This is a genomic window from Marinimicrobium sp. LS-A18 (assembly GCF_000463525.1).
GTDB lineage: Bacteria > Pseudomonadota > Gammaproteobacteria > Pseudomonadales > Cellvibrionaceae > Marinimicrobium > Marinimicrobium koreense.
This window is the reverse complement of record NZ_AWEP01000002.1, coordinates 897,016-911,044: the sequence shown is the minus strand read 5'-3', so window position 1 is coordinate 911,044 and position 14,029 is coordinate 897,016. Positions and strand designations below refer to the sequence as shown.

Sequence of the window (14,029 nt, the reverse complement as noted above, 5' to 3'; positions counted from 1 at the left end):
ATAGCGCGCTGTTCCCCGGAAAGCGCCTCCCGGGCGGCCCCGTTGGACTCTCAACGGTTGTTCGGGGCAAGGGCTGAAATCATGACAAGAAAAGGTAGCGGCAGTGAGCAGCACTGAAAACGTCAACCTCAATTCCCTGAAACTGGTTCAGGATCAGTTGGTCGCCACCATTGAGCAGGCCGCCGTCCGATTGGAGGAGTTTGCCGCCGATCGCAATAACGGAGAGCTCCTCCAGAACTGTATCGATGGCATCAAGCAGATCAGCGGCACCCTGAATCTCCTGCAACTGCGAGGCGTTGACTTGCTGGCCCAGGAGCTGGTTGAGCAGATCACCGACATCCCGCTGGGGGAAGAGCAGAATACCAATCGCAAGCTGGACGTGCTGACGTCCGCTTTTTTCATCCTGCCGCGCTATCTCGAGTACTGCCTGCAGACCTCCCGGAGCATGGCGGTGCTTCTGATCCCTCATATCAATGAGTTGCGTCAGCTTCGTAAAGCCCCCCCATTACCGGAGAGCTACTTCTATACCCTGGAACCGGAACCCATTTATTCGGGGACGGGGCAGAGCAGCACTGTACTCGGGGAAGATCTGCCGCCGCTGGTGCGCCGGCTTCGGCACATGTATCAGGTGGGTCTGGTCAACCTGCTTCAGAACAAACAGCAACGGGCCTCACTGGGCATGATGGGGCGGGCGATGGAGCGCCTGGAATCCATCAGCCACGGTCGCCCCCGGGCGGGCCTGTGGTGGGTGGCCGCAGCGATGTTCGAGGCGCTGCGGGCCGCCAACATGGATATCGGCGTCGGCCGTAAACGTCTGTTCAGCGCCCTGGATCGCCATATCAAACAACTTCAGTCTGCCGGCCCCGAGGGACTTGAGCAACCTCCAGAGCCGTCGCTGCTCAAGGAAATGCTCTATCTGATTGCCTTGTCGCGGGCCAGCGGCACGCGCACCGATGCAGTGGTGAAAGCCTACGGCCTGGAGCCGCTGCCTTATACGGATGCGGAGCTGGTGCGGGAGCTGGAATTCCTCAAGGGCCCGAGTGCGGCCACCATCAACTCCATGGGCGCAGTCCTGAAAGACGAGCTGCGCAGCACCAAAAACATTCTCGAGCGGGCCGCCCAGGGCGGCACCGAACTGTTGCGCGAAAGCCCGGAGCTGCTGGAAACCCTCAAAAAAGTGGCGGACATTCTGTCGGTGGTGGGGCTGGTATCGCCCAGTAACAGCCTGAAAGAGGAAATCCAGAAAATACAACGCTGGCAGAAGTCCGACGAGACCATCGATCCCGACGAGCTGCTTGCCGTCGCCGACACGCTCTTGTACATCGAAAGCTCCGTGTCGGGACTGGGTAAAATGAACCTCTCCGATGAGCGGTTAGCCAAGTTGAATGCGACCTCCCGGGACGAGATCATTGCCAACAGTCAGCTCGCCGAGGCGGAAGAGTTGGTGCTGGAAGAGGCCGAGTCCGGCCTGGCCATGATCAAACGGGCGCTGACCTCCTATGCCGAATCAAACTACGATGTCGGGCACATCAAGAATGTGGCCACCACCCTGACCACCATCCGCGGCGGTATGATCCTGCTGAACCGTCCACGCTCAGCGGCGGTGCTGCACTCCTGCTCGCGCTTTATCGAAGAGTCACTGCTCAAGAGTGAGCAGCCGGCGGCGGTGCGCCATATGCTGGAGAATTTTGCCGATGCCATCATCAGCCTCGAGTATTACATAGACAGTCTGCGTCAGGATCGTAATACCGATGACAGTGTCCTCCAGGTTGCCGAGGAAAGCCTGGCGGCTCTGGGCTATCCGGTGAACTGAAGTGGCGGATGACTCCCATGCTGATCATTCCCGTCGGTATCTGTTGGTAGGGGACGGCACCGTTCTTTGCGACCAGCCCGGTCGCCTGAGACTCCTGGATGCGGCTGAAGCGGAACCCTGGGTGGCGACGACGGATTGCGATTTCCTCGGTCGCTGGGAGGGTCTCTCACTCTATGCGCTGCACCTCCTGGACGCACCAATTATAGAAGGCTGCCAATGGCTGGGTCTGCGAACTCAACTGGGGCTGCTGGACGATCGGCTGTTTTTCTTGGTGGGCAATGCTCTGCAATGGTCCCGGTGGCGGCTGGAGCACCGCTTTTGCGGGCGCTGCGGTGGCCCGACTGAACCCATGCCTGCCGGCGAACCCGCCCATCGGTGCCCGCGCTGTGAGTTGCGTTTTTACCCCCGCCTGAGCCCCTGTATGATCACGCTGATTACCCGTGGCGATCAGTGTCTGCTGGCCCGCCACGCGCGCTCGCGCCAAGGTATCCACACGGCGCTGGCGGGGTTTGTTGAGATAGGCGAGCGAGTTGAAGATACCGTACACCGCGAGGTCATGGAGGAGGTGGGGCTGACCATCAAGGCGCCGCGTTATTTCGCCAGTCAGCCCTGGCCGTTCCCCGGACAACTGATGTTGGGCTTTCATGCGGAGTACGACTCGGGGGAGATACGGGTGGACGGCGATGAAATTGTGGAGGCCAACTGGTGGCGCTATGACAAGCTGCCCGTCACGCCTCCTGTGCAGACCATCGCCGGACAGTTGATTGCGGATTTTGTCGCGCAGCAGCACAATAAGCGCTCCTGAGACTAGGAAACTCTCATGTTCTACACGATTTTTTCAATCGCCATCATTCTTCTCGGGTTGATACTGGTCTATGCCGCCTTGCGCCTGCTGGCCCGTCGGCACTGGCTGATGGGTTTTTTGCGGGGCTTCGTCGGGCTGGGCCTGTTGGTTCTGGCTCTGGTGTTGGCCCTGGCAGCGCTGGACCTCTTCAGCTATCGGCAGATGGCACAGGAGGAACCTGTCGCCACCTTGAGCCTCAAACAGCTCGGGGATCAGCGGTTCAGAGCGACACTGGTGCACAACAACGGCGAAGAGGACACCTTTGAGCTCCGCGGAGACCAATGGCAACTGGATGCACGCATCATCAAGTGGCAAGGATTCTTGGGTGGCTTGGGTATTAAACCCGGCTACCGGCTGGATCGGCTCAGTGGCCGATACTACACCCTGAACGATGAGCGCAGCGCCGAGCGCACCGTCTACAGTCTGGAGCAAAGTGCCTGGGGGCCGGACCTATGGGCCCTGGTCAATCGCAACCCGGCCTGGTTCCCGGTGGTTGACGCCCGCTATGGCAGTGCGACCTTTGTACCCATGGCGGACAATGCACTGTTTGAGGTGCGTCTGTCATCGTCCGGCTTGCTGGCGCGACCGTTGAATGATCCGGCCCGACAGGCGTTGTCAGTCTGGGAGTGACCGATCTACCGAGAGAAAACGTAAAAGAAGACCACCAAATAACGGAGTGAAGCTTTGGAATTCATCAATGAGTACGGGCTGTTTCTAGCCAAGGTAATAACGGTCGTGATTGCGATCGGTTTTGTCGCCGGGCTGGTGGCAGCCGCTGGCAGCAAAAACCGGAAGCGGGGCGATAAAGGGCAGGTTGAAGTCGTCAAACTGAACGACCGCTTCAAGCATATGACCCACGCGCTCAAGCAGGCGGCATTGGATGATGCGGAGCGCAAAGCCGACGCCAAGGCCGAAAAAAAGCAGGAAAAGGCAGAGCAAGCCGAGAAAAAGAAAGCCCTCAAAGCCCATGCCAAAAGCGATGGCAAACCGAAGGACAGCGATAAAAAACGGGTCTTTGTGTTGGACTTCAACGGCGACATCAAAGCCTCGGCCACTGACAGCCTGCGAGAAGAAATCACCGCTGTACTGAGCCTGGCCCGCCCTTCGGACGAAGTGGTAGTCAAGCTGGAAAGCGGCGGCGGCCTGGTGCACAGCTACGGCCTGGCGTCCAGCCAACTGGCCCGGATTCGAGACCGCCATATTCCCCTGACCGTCTGCGTGGACAAGGTGGCGGCCAGCGGCGGCTATATGATGGCCTGCGTAGCGGACCGGATTCTGGCGGCCCCTTTCGCGGTACTGGGCTCGATCGGCGTGGTGGCCCAGTTACCGAATTTCCACAAGTTGCTAAAAAAGAACAACATCGATTTCGAGATGTTTACCGCGGGCGAGTACAAGCGTACCGTCACCATGTTTGGTGAGAACACGAAGAAGGGCCGGGACAAGTTTGTGGAGGACCTCGAAGACACCCACATTCTGTTTAAGGAGTTCGTTTCGGAGCACCGCCCTCAGGTGGAGATCGATAAGGTGGCCACCGGGGAGATCTGGTTTGGTCGTCGCGCGCAGTCGGTGAAGCTGATTGATGAGCTGAAAACCAGTGATGAGTATCTGGTACAGTTGGCCGAGAAGTCCGATGTGTTTGAAGTCAGTTTTGTGCACAAGAAGTCGCTCCCGGAAAAGCTCGGTATGGCCACCGAGGGTGCGGTTGATCGGCTTCTGTTACGTTGGTGGCAGCGCTCCAATAACCAGCGCTGGTTCTGAGGCATACTTCGTGGTCCGGCGTCAGCGGGGTACACCGTTTGGAGACCCGCCGTGAACCCATCCATGGGGGCTTCTCGTCGACATCCATGTCTCCGAGAGTCTCCAAACGGTGTACCCCGCTGACGCCTCCGTGCCAATAACAACTATTCTGGATCCCCGACTGTCTAAGGTTGGCAATGAGCTGGGTGAGGGAGTATGGCCTTTGGAGACTCTCGGAGGCAGGGAGCCGACGAGAAGCCTACAGGGATGTATTCACGGCGGGTCTCCAAAGGCCATACTCCCTCAGCCAGCGGACGTGATAAACGCTCACAAGTACTGATCGGAAATAGGTGTAGAGATGTTTTTTGGTACGAGAAAGCTGGAAATGCCCACGCGGGATCAGGCCTTGAAAGGGCGTGATGAGGCGATGAAACTCGACGGCGACAATGCCAAACACTTTGTCAAAGGTACGCCACTGCAGCCACCTTTCCCGGAAGGGCTGGAACAGATTGTTGTTGGCATGGGCTGTTTTTGGGGCGCCGAGCGATGCTTCTGGCAACTGCCTGGCGTCTACAGTACCGCCGTCGGTTACGCCGCCGGTTATACCCCCAATCCTACCTACGAAGAAGTCTGCTCCGGCTACACCGGACACAACGAAGTCGTCCTGGTGGTATTTGACCCCACCGTTGCGCCGCTCAGCAGCATTCTCAAAACCTTCTGGGAAAATCACGATCCTACCCAAGGCATGCGCCAGGGCAATGATCGGGGTACCCAATACCGCTCCGGAATTTACACCCAGAATGCCACGCAGCAAGCGGCGGCGGAGCAGAGTCGGGAGCGGTATCAGGCCGCGCTTGAGGAGCGGGGCAGGGGAGAGATAACCACAGAGATCCAGCCGGCCGGCCCGTTTTACTATGCTGAACCTTATCACCAGCAATATCTGGCCAAAAACCCGGGTGGTTATTGCGGGTTGGGTGGTACCGGCGTTAGCTGTCCAGCGCCTTGATCGGCTCAATGCGACGTATTGGTATTAGTGTGGAGGAATGTTTCGGCGGATGCGCGCTTCGCGCTTATCCGCCCTACTTTACGTGCCGTGCACCCGTAGGGCGGATAAGCGCGAAGCGCGCATCCGCCGTAACCAGAACCAAACAAGGGCACCCATGCAGTGCCAAAAAACGCCTGTCTGCGGCGAAGATTACAGAAAATCCAGATCCGGATTATCCTTCATGATTTCCTTCAGCTCGTCCGACTCTGACGCCTCCTGCTCCAGCACCTCCCGGACGAATTTCAGATACACCGTATAGATCACCGGATCCTGACCGTCCTCATGATCGACCAGGAAAAAGGGTGCCCGGTCGACCTGGTACTGGCGGGCCAGTTGCATCCCCGGGCTGTTCGGGTCGCGTTCATCCGCCACCAGAATGTCGTCGATGCGACTCATATGGCCGCTTTCTTCCAGCTTCTGCAGGACGTCCGCGCACTTCGCGCAGGGCGAGCCGTCTTTGAGTATCTTTTTTACCAGCGTGATGGTCATAAGCTTACCTCGTGGCGTTCTCGGAGCATTGTCTCGCCCGGCCTGCTATCACGTCACGACTTGACGTTATCAGCGTGCAACCCGCACTCTTTCTTGGTTGATTCTTCCCACCACCAGCGGCCTTCCCGCTCGTGCTGCCCCGGACCAATCGGGCGTGTGCAGGGTTCGCAACCGATGGAGACATAACCCTTGTCGTGCAGCTCGTTGTAGGGAATCTCCATAGCCCGAATATAGTCCCAAACCTGCTGGGAACTCCAGTTGGCCAGGGGATTGAATTTCACCAGCCGATCGCCGGGGCGGGCAAACAGCTTATCGTCCTGAATGACCGGAATGCCGTTGCGGGTGCCCGGGCTCTGGTCTTTGCGCTGCCCGGTAACCCAGGCGTCGACTTCCAGCAGCTTCTTGCGAAGCGGGCCGATTTTGCGGATGCCGCAGCACTCCTGATGGCCATCCTGGTAGAAACTGAACAGGCCTTTTTTGCGCACCAGCTCGCGAACGGCCTCTCCGTCGGGTGAAAGGACATCGATATCGACCTTGTAGTGCTCACGCACCCGCTCAATAAAGCGGTACGTCTCGGCGTGCAGGCGTCCGGTATCCAGCACGAATACCTTGATGTCCGGACGTATCTGGTGGGCCATGTGCACCAGAACGACGTCCTCGGCACCACTGAAAGAGACGACGATGTTGTCGAACTCGCTCAGGGCGAATTCCAGGATTTTCTGGGGCGAGGCCTGTTGCAGTTCGGCGTCCAGATCGACGGTATTGAGTAGTTCGCTCGACATTGATAATTCCATGGCTGGGGTTGGCTGATCACGGCGGAGAAGAATACCAGAGGCCGAAATAACTTCCTAATACCCAGTCTTTATGAGGTTATTCCATCACTGTTTGCCCCTATGTGTCCGATGGAGTGCTCCGTGGAACATTGGGCAAAGTTTCATCAATTTGGCCACGTAATGCACAGCATCTAGTGGTTTTGTTGGGTGAAAACCCCACATATCGAATAAAAAATCAACAAAATGGTCATAAAGTAACGATGAAAAAATAACTTTTGTGCTAATTATTCGTGGATTGATATGCTTTCTGGATCTATGTTCCACGTGAAAACCCCGGAGTCACAATACGCGCAGGAGGAGGGGAAGCAAGTTGCGTTTCGGCAGGCAAACCGGTAAATTTGCCCGCATTTTCCGGGCTCTGTCCGGGCGACTGTCAATACACTGCGGGGGTAATTGTGGAAATAGCCTGTCTCGACCTCGAAGGGGTTCTGGTTCCGGAAATCTGGATTGAGTTTGCCAAGGTTACGGGTATTGAAGAGCTGAAAGCGACCACCCGGGATATTCCGGATTACGATGTGCTGATGAAGCAACGCCTGCGCATTCTGGAGGAAAATGGCCTGGGATTGAATGAAATCCAGGAGGTCATTGCCAAGTTGAAGCCGCTGGATGGTGCTCCCGAGTTTGTGGACTGGTTGCGCGAGCGCTTTCAGGTCATCATTCTTTCCGATACCTTTTACGAGTTCTCCCAGCCGTTGATGCGCCAGCTCGGTTTCCCCACGTTGCTGTGTCACCGCCTTCAGGTGAATGAGGATGGCAAGGTGGCGGATTACACGCTGCGTCAGAAAGATCCGAAGCGCCAATCCGTACTGGCGCTGAAAACGCTGTACTACCGGGTGATAGCGGCGGGCGACTCCTACAATGACACCACCATGTTGGGTGAGGCGGATGCCGGCATTCTGTTCCATGCGCCGCAGAACGTCATTGACGAGTTCCCCCAGTTCCCGGCGGTGCACAATTACGAAGACCTGAAGAAGGCCTTTATTGCGGCCAGTAATCGGGATTTGGCGCTGTAGGGCGTTTTTGTGGTGTCAGCGTGAAGGTGACTTGGCGGCGGATGCGCTGCGCTTATCCGCCCTACGCAGGTTTATACCGCTGCGCTCGGCCGTAGGGCGGATAAGGGCGCAGCCCGCATCCGCCGCAACCAAAACCAAACATACAAAACACCCACGGGGCGCCGCTCACGCCTTGTCGGAAAACTCCCGCTCCAGCGTTTCCATCAGTACCCGCACTTTATTCCAGCTTTCCTCGTATTCTGACTCGGGCTCAGAATCCGCTACGATACCGCCGCCGCCCCAGCAGTAAATACGTCCCTGATTGCAGACCAGGGTGCGGATGGCAATGCTGGTATCCATATTGCCGTCGGCGCTCAAGTAGCCCAGGCTGCCGCAATACACCGAGCGTCGAACCGGCTCCAGCTCCTCGATGATTTCCATGGCCCGGACTTTCGGTGCACCGGTAATGGAGCCGCCGGGGAAGCTCCCGCCGAGCAGTGTCAGGGCGTCGGCGTCGGGGTTCAGCTCCCCGGTGACCGTGCTGACCAGGTGATGAACGTTGGCAAAACTCTGCAGTTCGAACAGCTTGGGTGTGCGAACGTTGTGACAGCTTTTGCTCAGATCGTTGCGCAGCAGGTCGACAATCATCAGGTTTTCCGCCCGGTTTTTGGCGCTCTGGGCCAAGGCCTGCGCCTCAGCCCGGTCGGCCTCCGGGTCGCTCCGGCGCGGCGCGGTGCCTTTGATCGGGCGGGTTTCCGCCTGTCCATCGTGCAGCGCGATAAAGCGCTCGGGAGACAGGCTGACTACCGCCCCGTCGGCCAGAGGGATAAAGCCGGAAAACGGGGAGGGCAGCGCCTGCCGCAAGGCCAGGAAGGCGCGAGCCGGATTGCCCTGGTAGTCGGCATGAAATCGTTGGGCGAGGTTGATCTGGTAGCAGTCGCCGGCGTGGATGTAGTCGAGGATGCGGTCGAGTTTTTTGTGGTAAGAATCTGCGCTAAGTTCCGCTTTGAACGTATTGATAATAAAGCGGTTTCCGGTTTCTTCAAGAAAGTTCTCAAGTGCTTTTTCCGGTGTCTGGGCCAGCAGGCGAGCACGAAGTGGCTCAATGTCTTGTTCGGGCCGCGTGACCAGATAGGCCTGGGCGGTCTGGTGGTCCTGCACTACGGCCCAATCATAAAACCCCAGCCAGAGGTCCGGCAGAGTGATGTCTGCGGCGGCCTGCTCCGGCAGGCGTTCCAGGCGGCGGGCCAGGTCGTAGCCAAAATAACCGATGGCACCGGTCGCAAAGGGAATCTCCGCGAGCGGGCTCAGCGGGGCTGGCATCAACTCGCGCACCACATCCAGGGGCGAGGATTCCCGGCGCTCTGACGGTTGTCCACGTGGTTGAATATCACAATGGGTGCCCCGACAGGTGAGTTGTGTGTGGGGTTCGGCGGCCAGAATATCGAAGCGGCCGTAGTGGCTTCCCGGATGCCCGCTGTCCAGCCAGACCGGAGCCTCCCAGTCCGCCAGGCAGGCAAACCAGTGGGCACTATCGACGAAATAGGGCAGGGAGCAGACGCGTGGGCTGGGCCTCATGGAATCAAACTACGGCTCATTCAGGGAAAAGCGGCATTCTAGCACGGGAACCCCATGCAATCCGGGTCCGGAACGCCTACAATAGCGGCCTTTTTCGCCCCCGCACGAGTTTGTCTTATGAAACACACGCCCACCGTTGGTTTTGTCAGTCTTGGCTGCCCGAAAAACCTGGTCGATTCTGAACGCATTCTGACCCAGTTGCGCACCGAGGGGTATCAGATTGTCCCGACCTACAACGATGCGGACATGGTGATTGTGAACACCTGTGGCTTCATTGACAGCGCGGTGGAGGAATCCCTCGGCACCATCGGTGAGGCGCTCAAGGAAAACGGCAAAGTGCTGGTGACCGGTTGCCTGGGGGTCAAGGAAGATGAAATCCGCGAAGTGCACCCCGGCGTACTGGGTATTTCCGGCGCCCACGCCTATGAAAAAGTCCTCGATCAGGTACACCAGCACCTGCCGCCGGCCAAGGACCACAACCCCTTTGTGGACCTGGTGCCGCCCCAGGGCGTGAAGCTCACGCCACGGCACTACGCCTACCTCAAAATTTCCGAGGGCTGCAATCACAGTTGCAGTTTCTGCATCATCCCGGACATGCGCGGCAAATTGGTCAGTCGCCCGATCGGGCAGGTGATGAGTGAAGCCGAACGCCTGGTCAAAGCGGGCGTCAAGGAACTGCTGGTGATCTCCCAGGATACCTCTGCCTATGGTGTGGACGTGAAATACCGCACCGACTTCTGGGACGGCCGCCCGCTCAAAACCGACATGCTCAAATTGTGCGAGGCCCTGGGGGAGTTGGGTGTCTGGGTACGCCTGCACTACGTTTACCCCTACCCCCATGTCGATAAGGTGATCCCGCTGATGGCGGAAGGCAAAATCCTTCCGTACTTGGATATTCCGTTCCAGCACGCCAGTCCGCGTCTGCTCAAACTGATGAAGCGCCCGGGCCAGGTCGAGAAAACCCTGGAACGGATCAAGAGCTGGCGCGAACAGGTGCCAGACCTGACCATTCGCTCCACGTTTATCGTCGGCTTTCCCGGTGAAACGGAAGAGGATTTCCAGCAGTTACTGGATTTTCTGGAAGAGGCACAGCTTGACCGCGTTGGCTGCTTTCAGTATTCACCGGTGGAAGGGGCGGCGGCCAACGAGCTGCCGGACCCGGTGCCGGATGAGATCAAGCAGGAGCGTTTCGACCGCTTTATGGCGGTACAGCAGAAAATTTCCGCCCAACGACTTCAGGCCAAGATCGGTCGCACTCTGGAAGTGCTGATTGATGAGGTTGATGAAGAGGGCGCCATCGGTCGCAGTTACGCCGACGCTCCGGAAATTGACGGCCTGGTCTACCTGAATGGCGCCGAAGGCCTGCAACCGGGCGATAAAGTTCAGGTTATCATTGAGCAGGCGGACGAATACGATCTTTGGGGTTCTGTGATCTAGCACTTATGCGGAGTCACAAAAATCTAATGTGGCACTGAGGCGTCGGCAAGGAACACCGGTTGCAGACTCTCGAAGGCATGGATGCCGACGAGAAGCCCCCAAGGATGGGTTCACGGCGGGTCTGCAACCGGTGTTCCTTGCCGGCGCCGGGCTTCTTAGAACGCTTCTGACGTATGAATGCTATCCTCTCCATAGCTACTTACGGTTGCGGTGGATGCCTCCACCAGATCCAGCCGCTCACACCGTAAAACCCCACCATTGCCCAGGCGAAATTCCATTCGATCACGTTCTTTGCTTCGTACTCGAACGCGGGCAGAGTGATATCCACCGCCAAGGATACTGCGCCCCACAACCACTGAATTGACACCAGGGCAAACTGCCAGCGAACCGGGGTAATGATTTCGGCCGGGAGTCGATTCCGGGCGCTGAACAGCGACTGCACGCAAATCAACTGGGCCAGTAAAGCAAAGGCGAAATGGAAAATGATGCCGGTGCGGCGCATGAACTCGTAGAAACCACTCCCGGTCCCGAGGTAGTTTGTATACAGCACCAGCGCCAGGGCGGAAATGATACCGAGCCAGAGTGCGGCGGTGTGTCGGCGGCGTGGGCCTATGCGCTGGTTCAACCACTGCCACTGAAGCAGCCAGTAAAGCACCAGCAGCATGCTGAGCGGCATCATCAGGCCGCGAAACAGGAAAATGGCATCGCCGCTTCGGGCCGCTCGGCTGATGGAGGTGCAGCCGTCGAGGAAGGGATTGCACGCCGGTGCGGCCTGTTGGTACAGCGCTAAGCTGTAGGCACCGGTAACGGCCAGTAGTGGTATCAGGCAATTGAGCCAGGCCAGAATGGATGCAGATCGACGCACAATACCTCCTGATACTTTTCACCGCTTGCGAACCAGACCACAAAAACAGAAGGTCACGTTGGCAGCGTCCAGAACTTCTTATAGTCTACGGCCAACTATTCGCAATACAACAATAATAGAGGTCATGGAACGTGTCCAAACGCAGGCAGACCAACTCCCAACAAACATCTCCCAACGCGACGCCAGGTCATCCGCCGTTGACCCGGATGGATCGGTGGCTCTTTTATGTCACCGCCAGTCTCACTGGCGCGACCGTCATGATGATCGAGCTGCTCGGTACGCGCATTATCGGCCCTTACTACGGGGTGAGCATGATTGTCTGGTCGTCGCTGCTGTCCACCGCCTTACTGGCGCTCTCTGTGGGCTACCTGGTGGGTGGACGTCTTGCCGACACCGCACCCTGGTTGCGGCTGTCCCACATCCTTCTGGTGACGGGGGTGCTGATTGGGGTGATTCCCTTGTTGAGCAAACCGGTGCAGCTCGCCAGTAATGGCTTTGGACTGCGGGGTGGGGCGCTGCTCAGTGCGCTGATCCTGTTTACCCCCTGTCTGCTGACATTGGGAATGGTGGGCCCGTATGTCATCAAGACTGTCACCCAGGGCCTTGAGCGGGTGGGGCGAACTGCCGGGACGGTTTACGCGATCAGTACGCTGGGCAGTGTACTGGGCACGCTCTTTCTCGGGTTTTTTCTGTTGCCGCTGTTTGGAACCGAGGCCATCGTGGTCAGCCTGAGTTTGCTGATGCTGATCATGGCGTTTGTATTGGCACTCTATGAGCGTCAGCGCTTGAGGTCCGGGCATTCGCTGCTGGTCTGGGGCGTGTCCACGGGGGTGTTGGCGGCGGCGCTCTTGCTGGGAGTTGGCACTTCGATTGGTGAGCGGGATTACCCCGGCTCGGACGTCGTCTTCGAAGCGGAAACCCATTACGGCTGGGTCCGGGTCATTGATCAGCCGGAGCGCGGTATACGCTGGCTGATGTCGGGTGGCTCGACGATTGGTGCGGAAGATCTGGAGACCGGGTTGGGCCTTCTGGGGTATCAGCAGGTTGTCGGTCAACTGCCCCGGTTTCACCCGGCCGGGGACTCGGCGCTGCTGGTGGGCCTGGGCAGTGGCCACCTGGTCAATACCTACGCCCGCTTCGGTGTACGCACCGACGCCATTGAAATTGACCCGGCGGTGGCTCATGCCGCGCAACAGTACTTCAGCTTTGAACCGACGGGCGAGGTCGTGGTGGGCGATGCGCGCTATCGGATACAGCAACTTGAACAACGCTATGACCTGATTGTGCACGATTGCTTTACCGGCGGCGCAGAGCCCATTCATCTGTTGAGCCTTGAGATGTTCCAGACGCTGAAAGCCCGCCTGAAGCCCGGCGGTGTGTTGGCACTGAACTTTGTCGGCTTGACCCATGATGGGGAGCGCACCCCGGTGGAGGCCGTGGCCAACACCCTGGATCAGGTGTTTGAGCATCGGCGTACGTTTGTCTCCTCACCGGAGGCCACCTTCAATGACTTTGTGTTCGTGGTGTCGGATGACCCTCTGGAACTCAGTGGCCCCGCAGTGTCTCGCCAGTGGTTGCAGGCCCGGGAGGTGAGCGTTACGGGCGATACAGAGCTGGTGATTACGGATGACTTCAACCCTCTGGAAACACTGCATATTGCCAAGGCGGAGTACTACCGGAATCTGTTGATTGACCGGGTCGGTGAGTCAGTGTTGTTTTATTGAGATACAATAGGTTTCTTTCACCGTGCTGGAGTCGTTCTTATGGCGGTCGTCGACAAACCATTCTCTCAAGCCTGCGAGAACAATAAACAGCCCATTCTGTCGGTGCTTGCGCCGCGTTTCGCGACCTTTCGCCATGTGCTGGAAGTCGGTACCGGTACCGGCCAACATGCGGTCTATTTTGCGGCGGCCATGCCGCACCTGACCTGGCAGACCAGCGACTTACCGGAACACCATGAAGGCATTCGGGCCTGGCTGGCGGATTATTTCGGTAGCAACCTGAAACCACCGTTGGCGCTCGACGCCATGCAGTCTCCTTGGCCGATCGAGCACACCGATGCGGTGTTTACCTCCAATACCTTTCATATCATGCCCTGGGAGGCGGTGCTCTCCCTGTTGGACGGGTGCGCGCGGATTCTGCCTCCCGGCGGCCTGCTGGTGGTTTACGGCCCCTTCAACGAGCAGGGTGAGTTCACCAGCGACAGCAACGCCGAGTTCGACCAGTGGCTGAAAACCCAGGCGCCACACCGGGGCATCCGCAATCGACAGACGGTCGCCGAAGAAGCCGGGCAACGCGGACTGGAACTGACCGAAACCCTTGAGCTGCCCGCCAACAATCGCTGCCTGGTATTTGTGCGTCAGTAACACGATTGAGATCAGTGATTGATTAATGCC

At 58.2% G+C, this 14,029-nt stretch carries 13 protein-coding genes; 9 read left to right on the top strand and 4 right to left on the bottom strand.

Features of this window, described 5'->3' with window-relative positions; all coding sequences use genetic code 11:
* Positions 1 to 103: 103 nt before the first annotated feature.
* The 5 genes from N645_RS0103980 to msrA all read left to right on the top strand — a co-directional run bounded on the left by N645_RS0103980 (position 104) and on the right by msrA (position 5,400).
* A complete protein-coding gene (locus N645_RS0103980) occupies positions 104 to 1,813 on the top strand; it encodes a hypothetical protein (RefSeq protein WP_024460220.1) in 1,710 nt (569 codons plus the stop codon).
* A gap of 1 nt (position 1,814) precedes the next feature.
* The gene (nudC, locus tag N645_RS0103975; protein WP_024460219.1) at positions 1,815 to 2,618 is read left to right on the top strand and encodes an NAD(+) diphosphatase; all 804 of its coding nucleotides are present in this window, start codon (positions 1,815 to 1,817) and stop codon (positions 2,616 to 2,618) included.
* Positions 2,619 to 2,633: 15 nt separating this feature from the next.
* Positions 2,634 to 3,287, top strand: a complete 654-nt coding sequence (locus tag N645_RS0103970; protein ID WP_024460218.1) for a hypothetical protein — start codon at positions 2,634 to 2,636, stop codon at positions 3,285 to 3,287.
* Positions 3,288 to 3,341: 54 nt separating this feature from the next.
* Positions 3,342 to 4,415, top strand: coding sequence for a protease SohB (gene sohB, locus N645_RS0103965; protein WP_024460217.1), 1,074 nt, complete (start codon positions 3,342 to 3,344; stop codon positions 4,413 to 4,415).
* Between the two features lie 337 nt (positions 4,416 to 4,752).
* On the top strand, positions 4,753 to 5,400 hold the full coding sequence (msrA, locus tag N645_RS0103960) for a peptide-methionine (S)-S-oxide reductase MsrA (protein WP_024460216.1): 648 nt from the start codon (positions 4,753 to 4,755) through the stop codon (positions 5,398 to 5,400).
* A gap of 189 nt (positions 5,401 to 5,589) precedes the next feature.
* On the opposite strand, the gene N645_RS0103955 is transcribed toward msrA, so the two are convergent.
* The gene (locus tag N645_RS0103955) at positions 5,590 to 5,928 is read right to left on the bottom strand and encodes a hypothetical protein (protein ID WP_024460215.1); all 339 of its coding nucleotides are present in this window, start codon (positions 5,926 to 5,928) and stop codon (positions 5,590 to 5,592) included.
* Positions 5,929 to 5,981: 53 nt separating this feature from the next.
* Entirely contained in the window at positions 5,982 to 6,710 is a 729-nt protein-coding gene (locus N645_RS0103950; RefSeq protein ID WP_024460214.1) for a phosphoadenylyl-sulfate reductase, read from the bottom strand.
* A gap of 446 nt (positions 6,711 to 7,156) precedes the next feature.
* On the opposite strand from N645_RS0103950, the gene thrH reads away from it, so the two are divergent.
* Positions 7,157 to 7,774, top strand: coding sequence for a bifunctional phosphoserine phosphatase/homoserine phosphotransferase ThrH (gene thrH / locus N645_RS0103945; RefSeq protein ID WP_024460213.1), 618 nt, complete (start codon positions 7,157 to 7,159; stop codon positions 7,772 to 7,774).
* Positions 7,775 to 7,939: 165 nt separating this feature from the next.
* Here thrH and pabB read toward each other — a convergent pair whose 3' ends face one another.
* Positions 7,940 to 9,331 (bottom strand): aminodeoxychorismate synthase component I, encoded by a 1,392-nt coding sequence (gene pabB, locus N645_RS0103940; protein WP_024460212.1) that lies wholly within the window; start codon positions 9,329 to 9,331, stop codon positions 7,940 to 7,942.
* Between the two features lie 117 nt (positions 9,332 to 9,448).
* Between pabB and rimO the strand changes: the two genes are divergently transcribed.
* A complete protein-coding gene (gene rimO, locus N645_RS0103935; protein ID WP_024460211.1) occupies positions 9,449 to 10,768 on the top strand; it encodes a 30S ribosomal protein S12 methylthiotransferase RimO in 1,320 nt (439 codons plus the stop codon).
* Positions 10,769 to 10,967: 199 nt separating this feature from the next.
* Here the strand turns inward: rimO and N645_RS0103930 are convergent, their stop codons facing one another.
* On the bottom strand, positions 10,968 to 11,633 hold the full coding sequence (locus N645_RS0103930) for a hypothetical protein (protein WP_024460210.1): 666 nt from the start codon (positions 11,631 to 11,633) through the stop codon (positions 10,968 to 10,970).
* Between the two features lie 131 nt (positions 11,634 to 11,764).
* On the opposite strand from N645_RS0103930, the gene N645_RS0103925 reads away from it, so the two are divergent.
* A complete protein-coding gene (locus N645_RS0103925) occupies positions 11,765 to 13,357 on the top strand; it encodes a fused MFS/spermidine synthase (protein WP_238559195.1) in 1,593 nt (530 codons plus the stop codon).
* Between the two features lie 39 nt (positions 13,358 to 13,396).
* Positions 13,397 to 13,999, top strand: coding sequence for a DUF938 domain-containing protein (locus N645_RS0103920; protein ID WP_024460208.1), 603 nt, complete (start codon positions 13,397 to 13,399; stop codon positions 13,997 to 13,999).
* Positions 14,000 to 14,029: the final 30 nt, after the last annotated feature.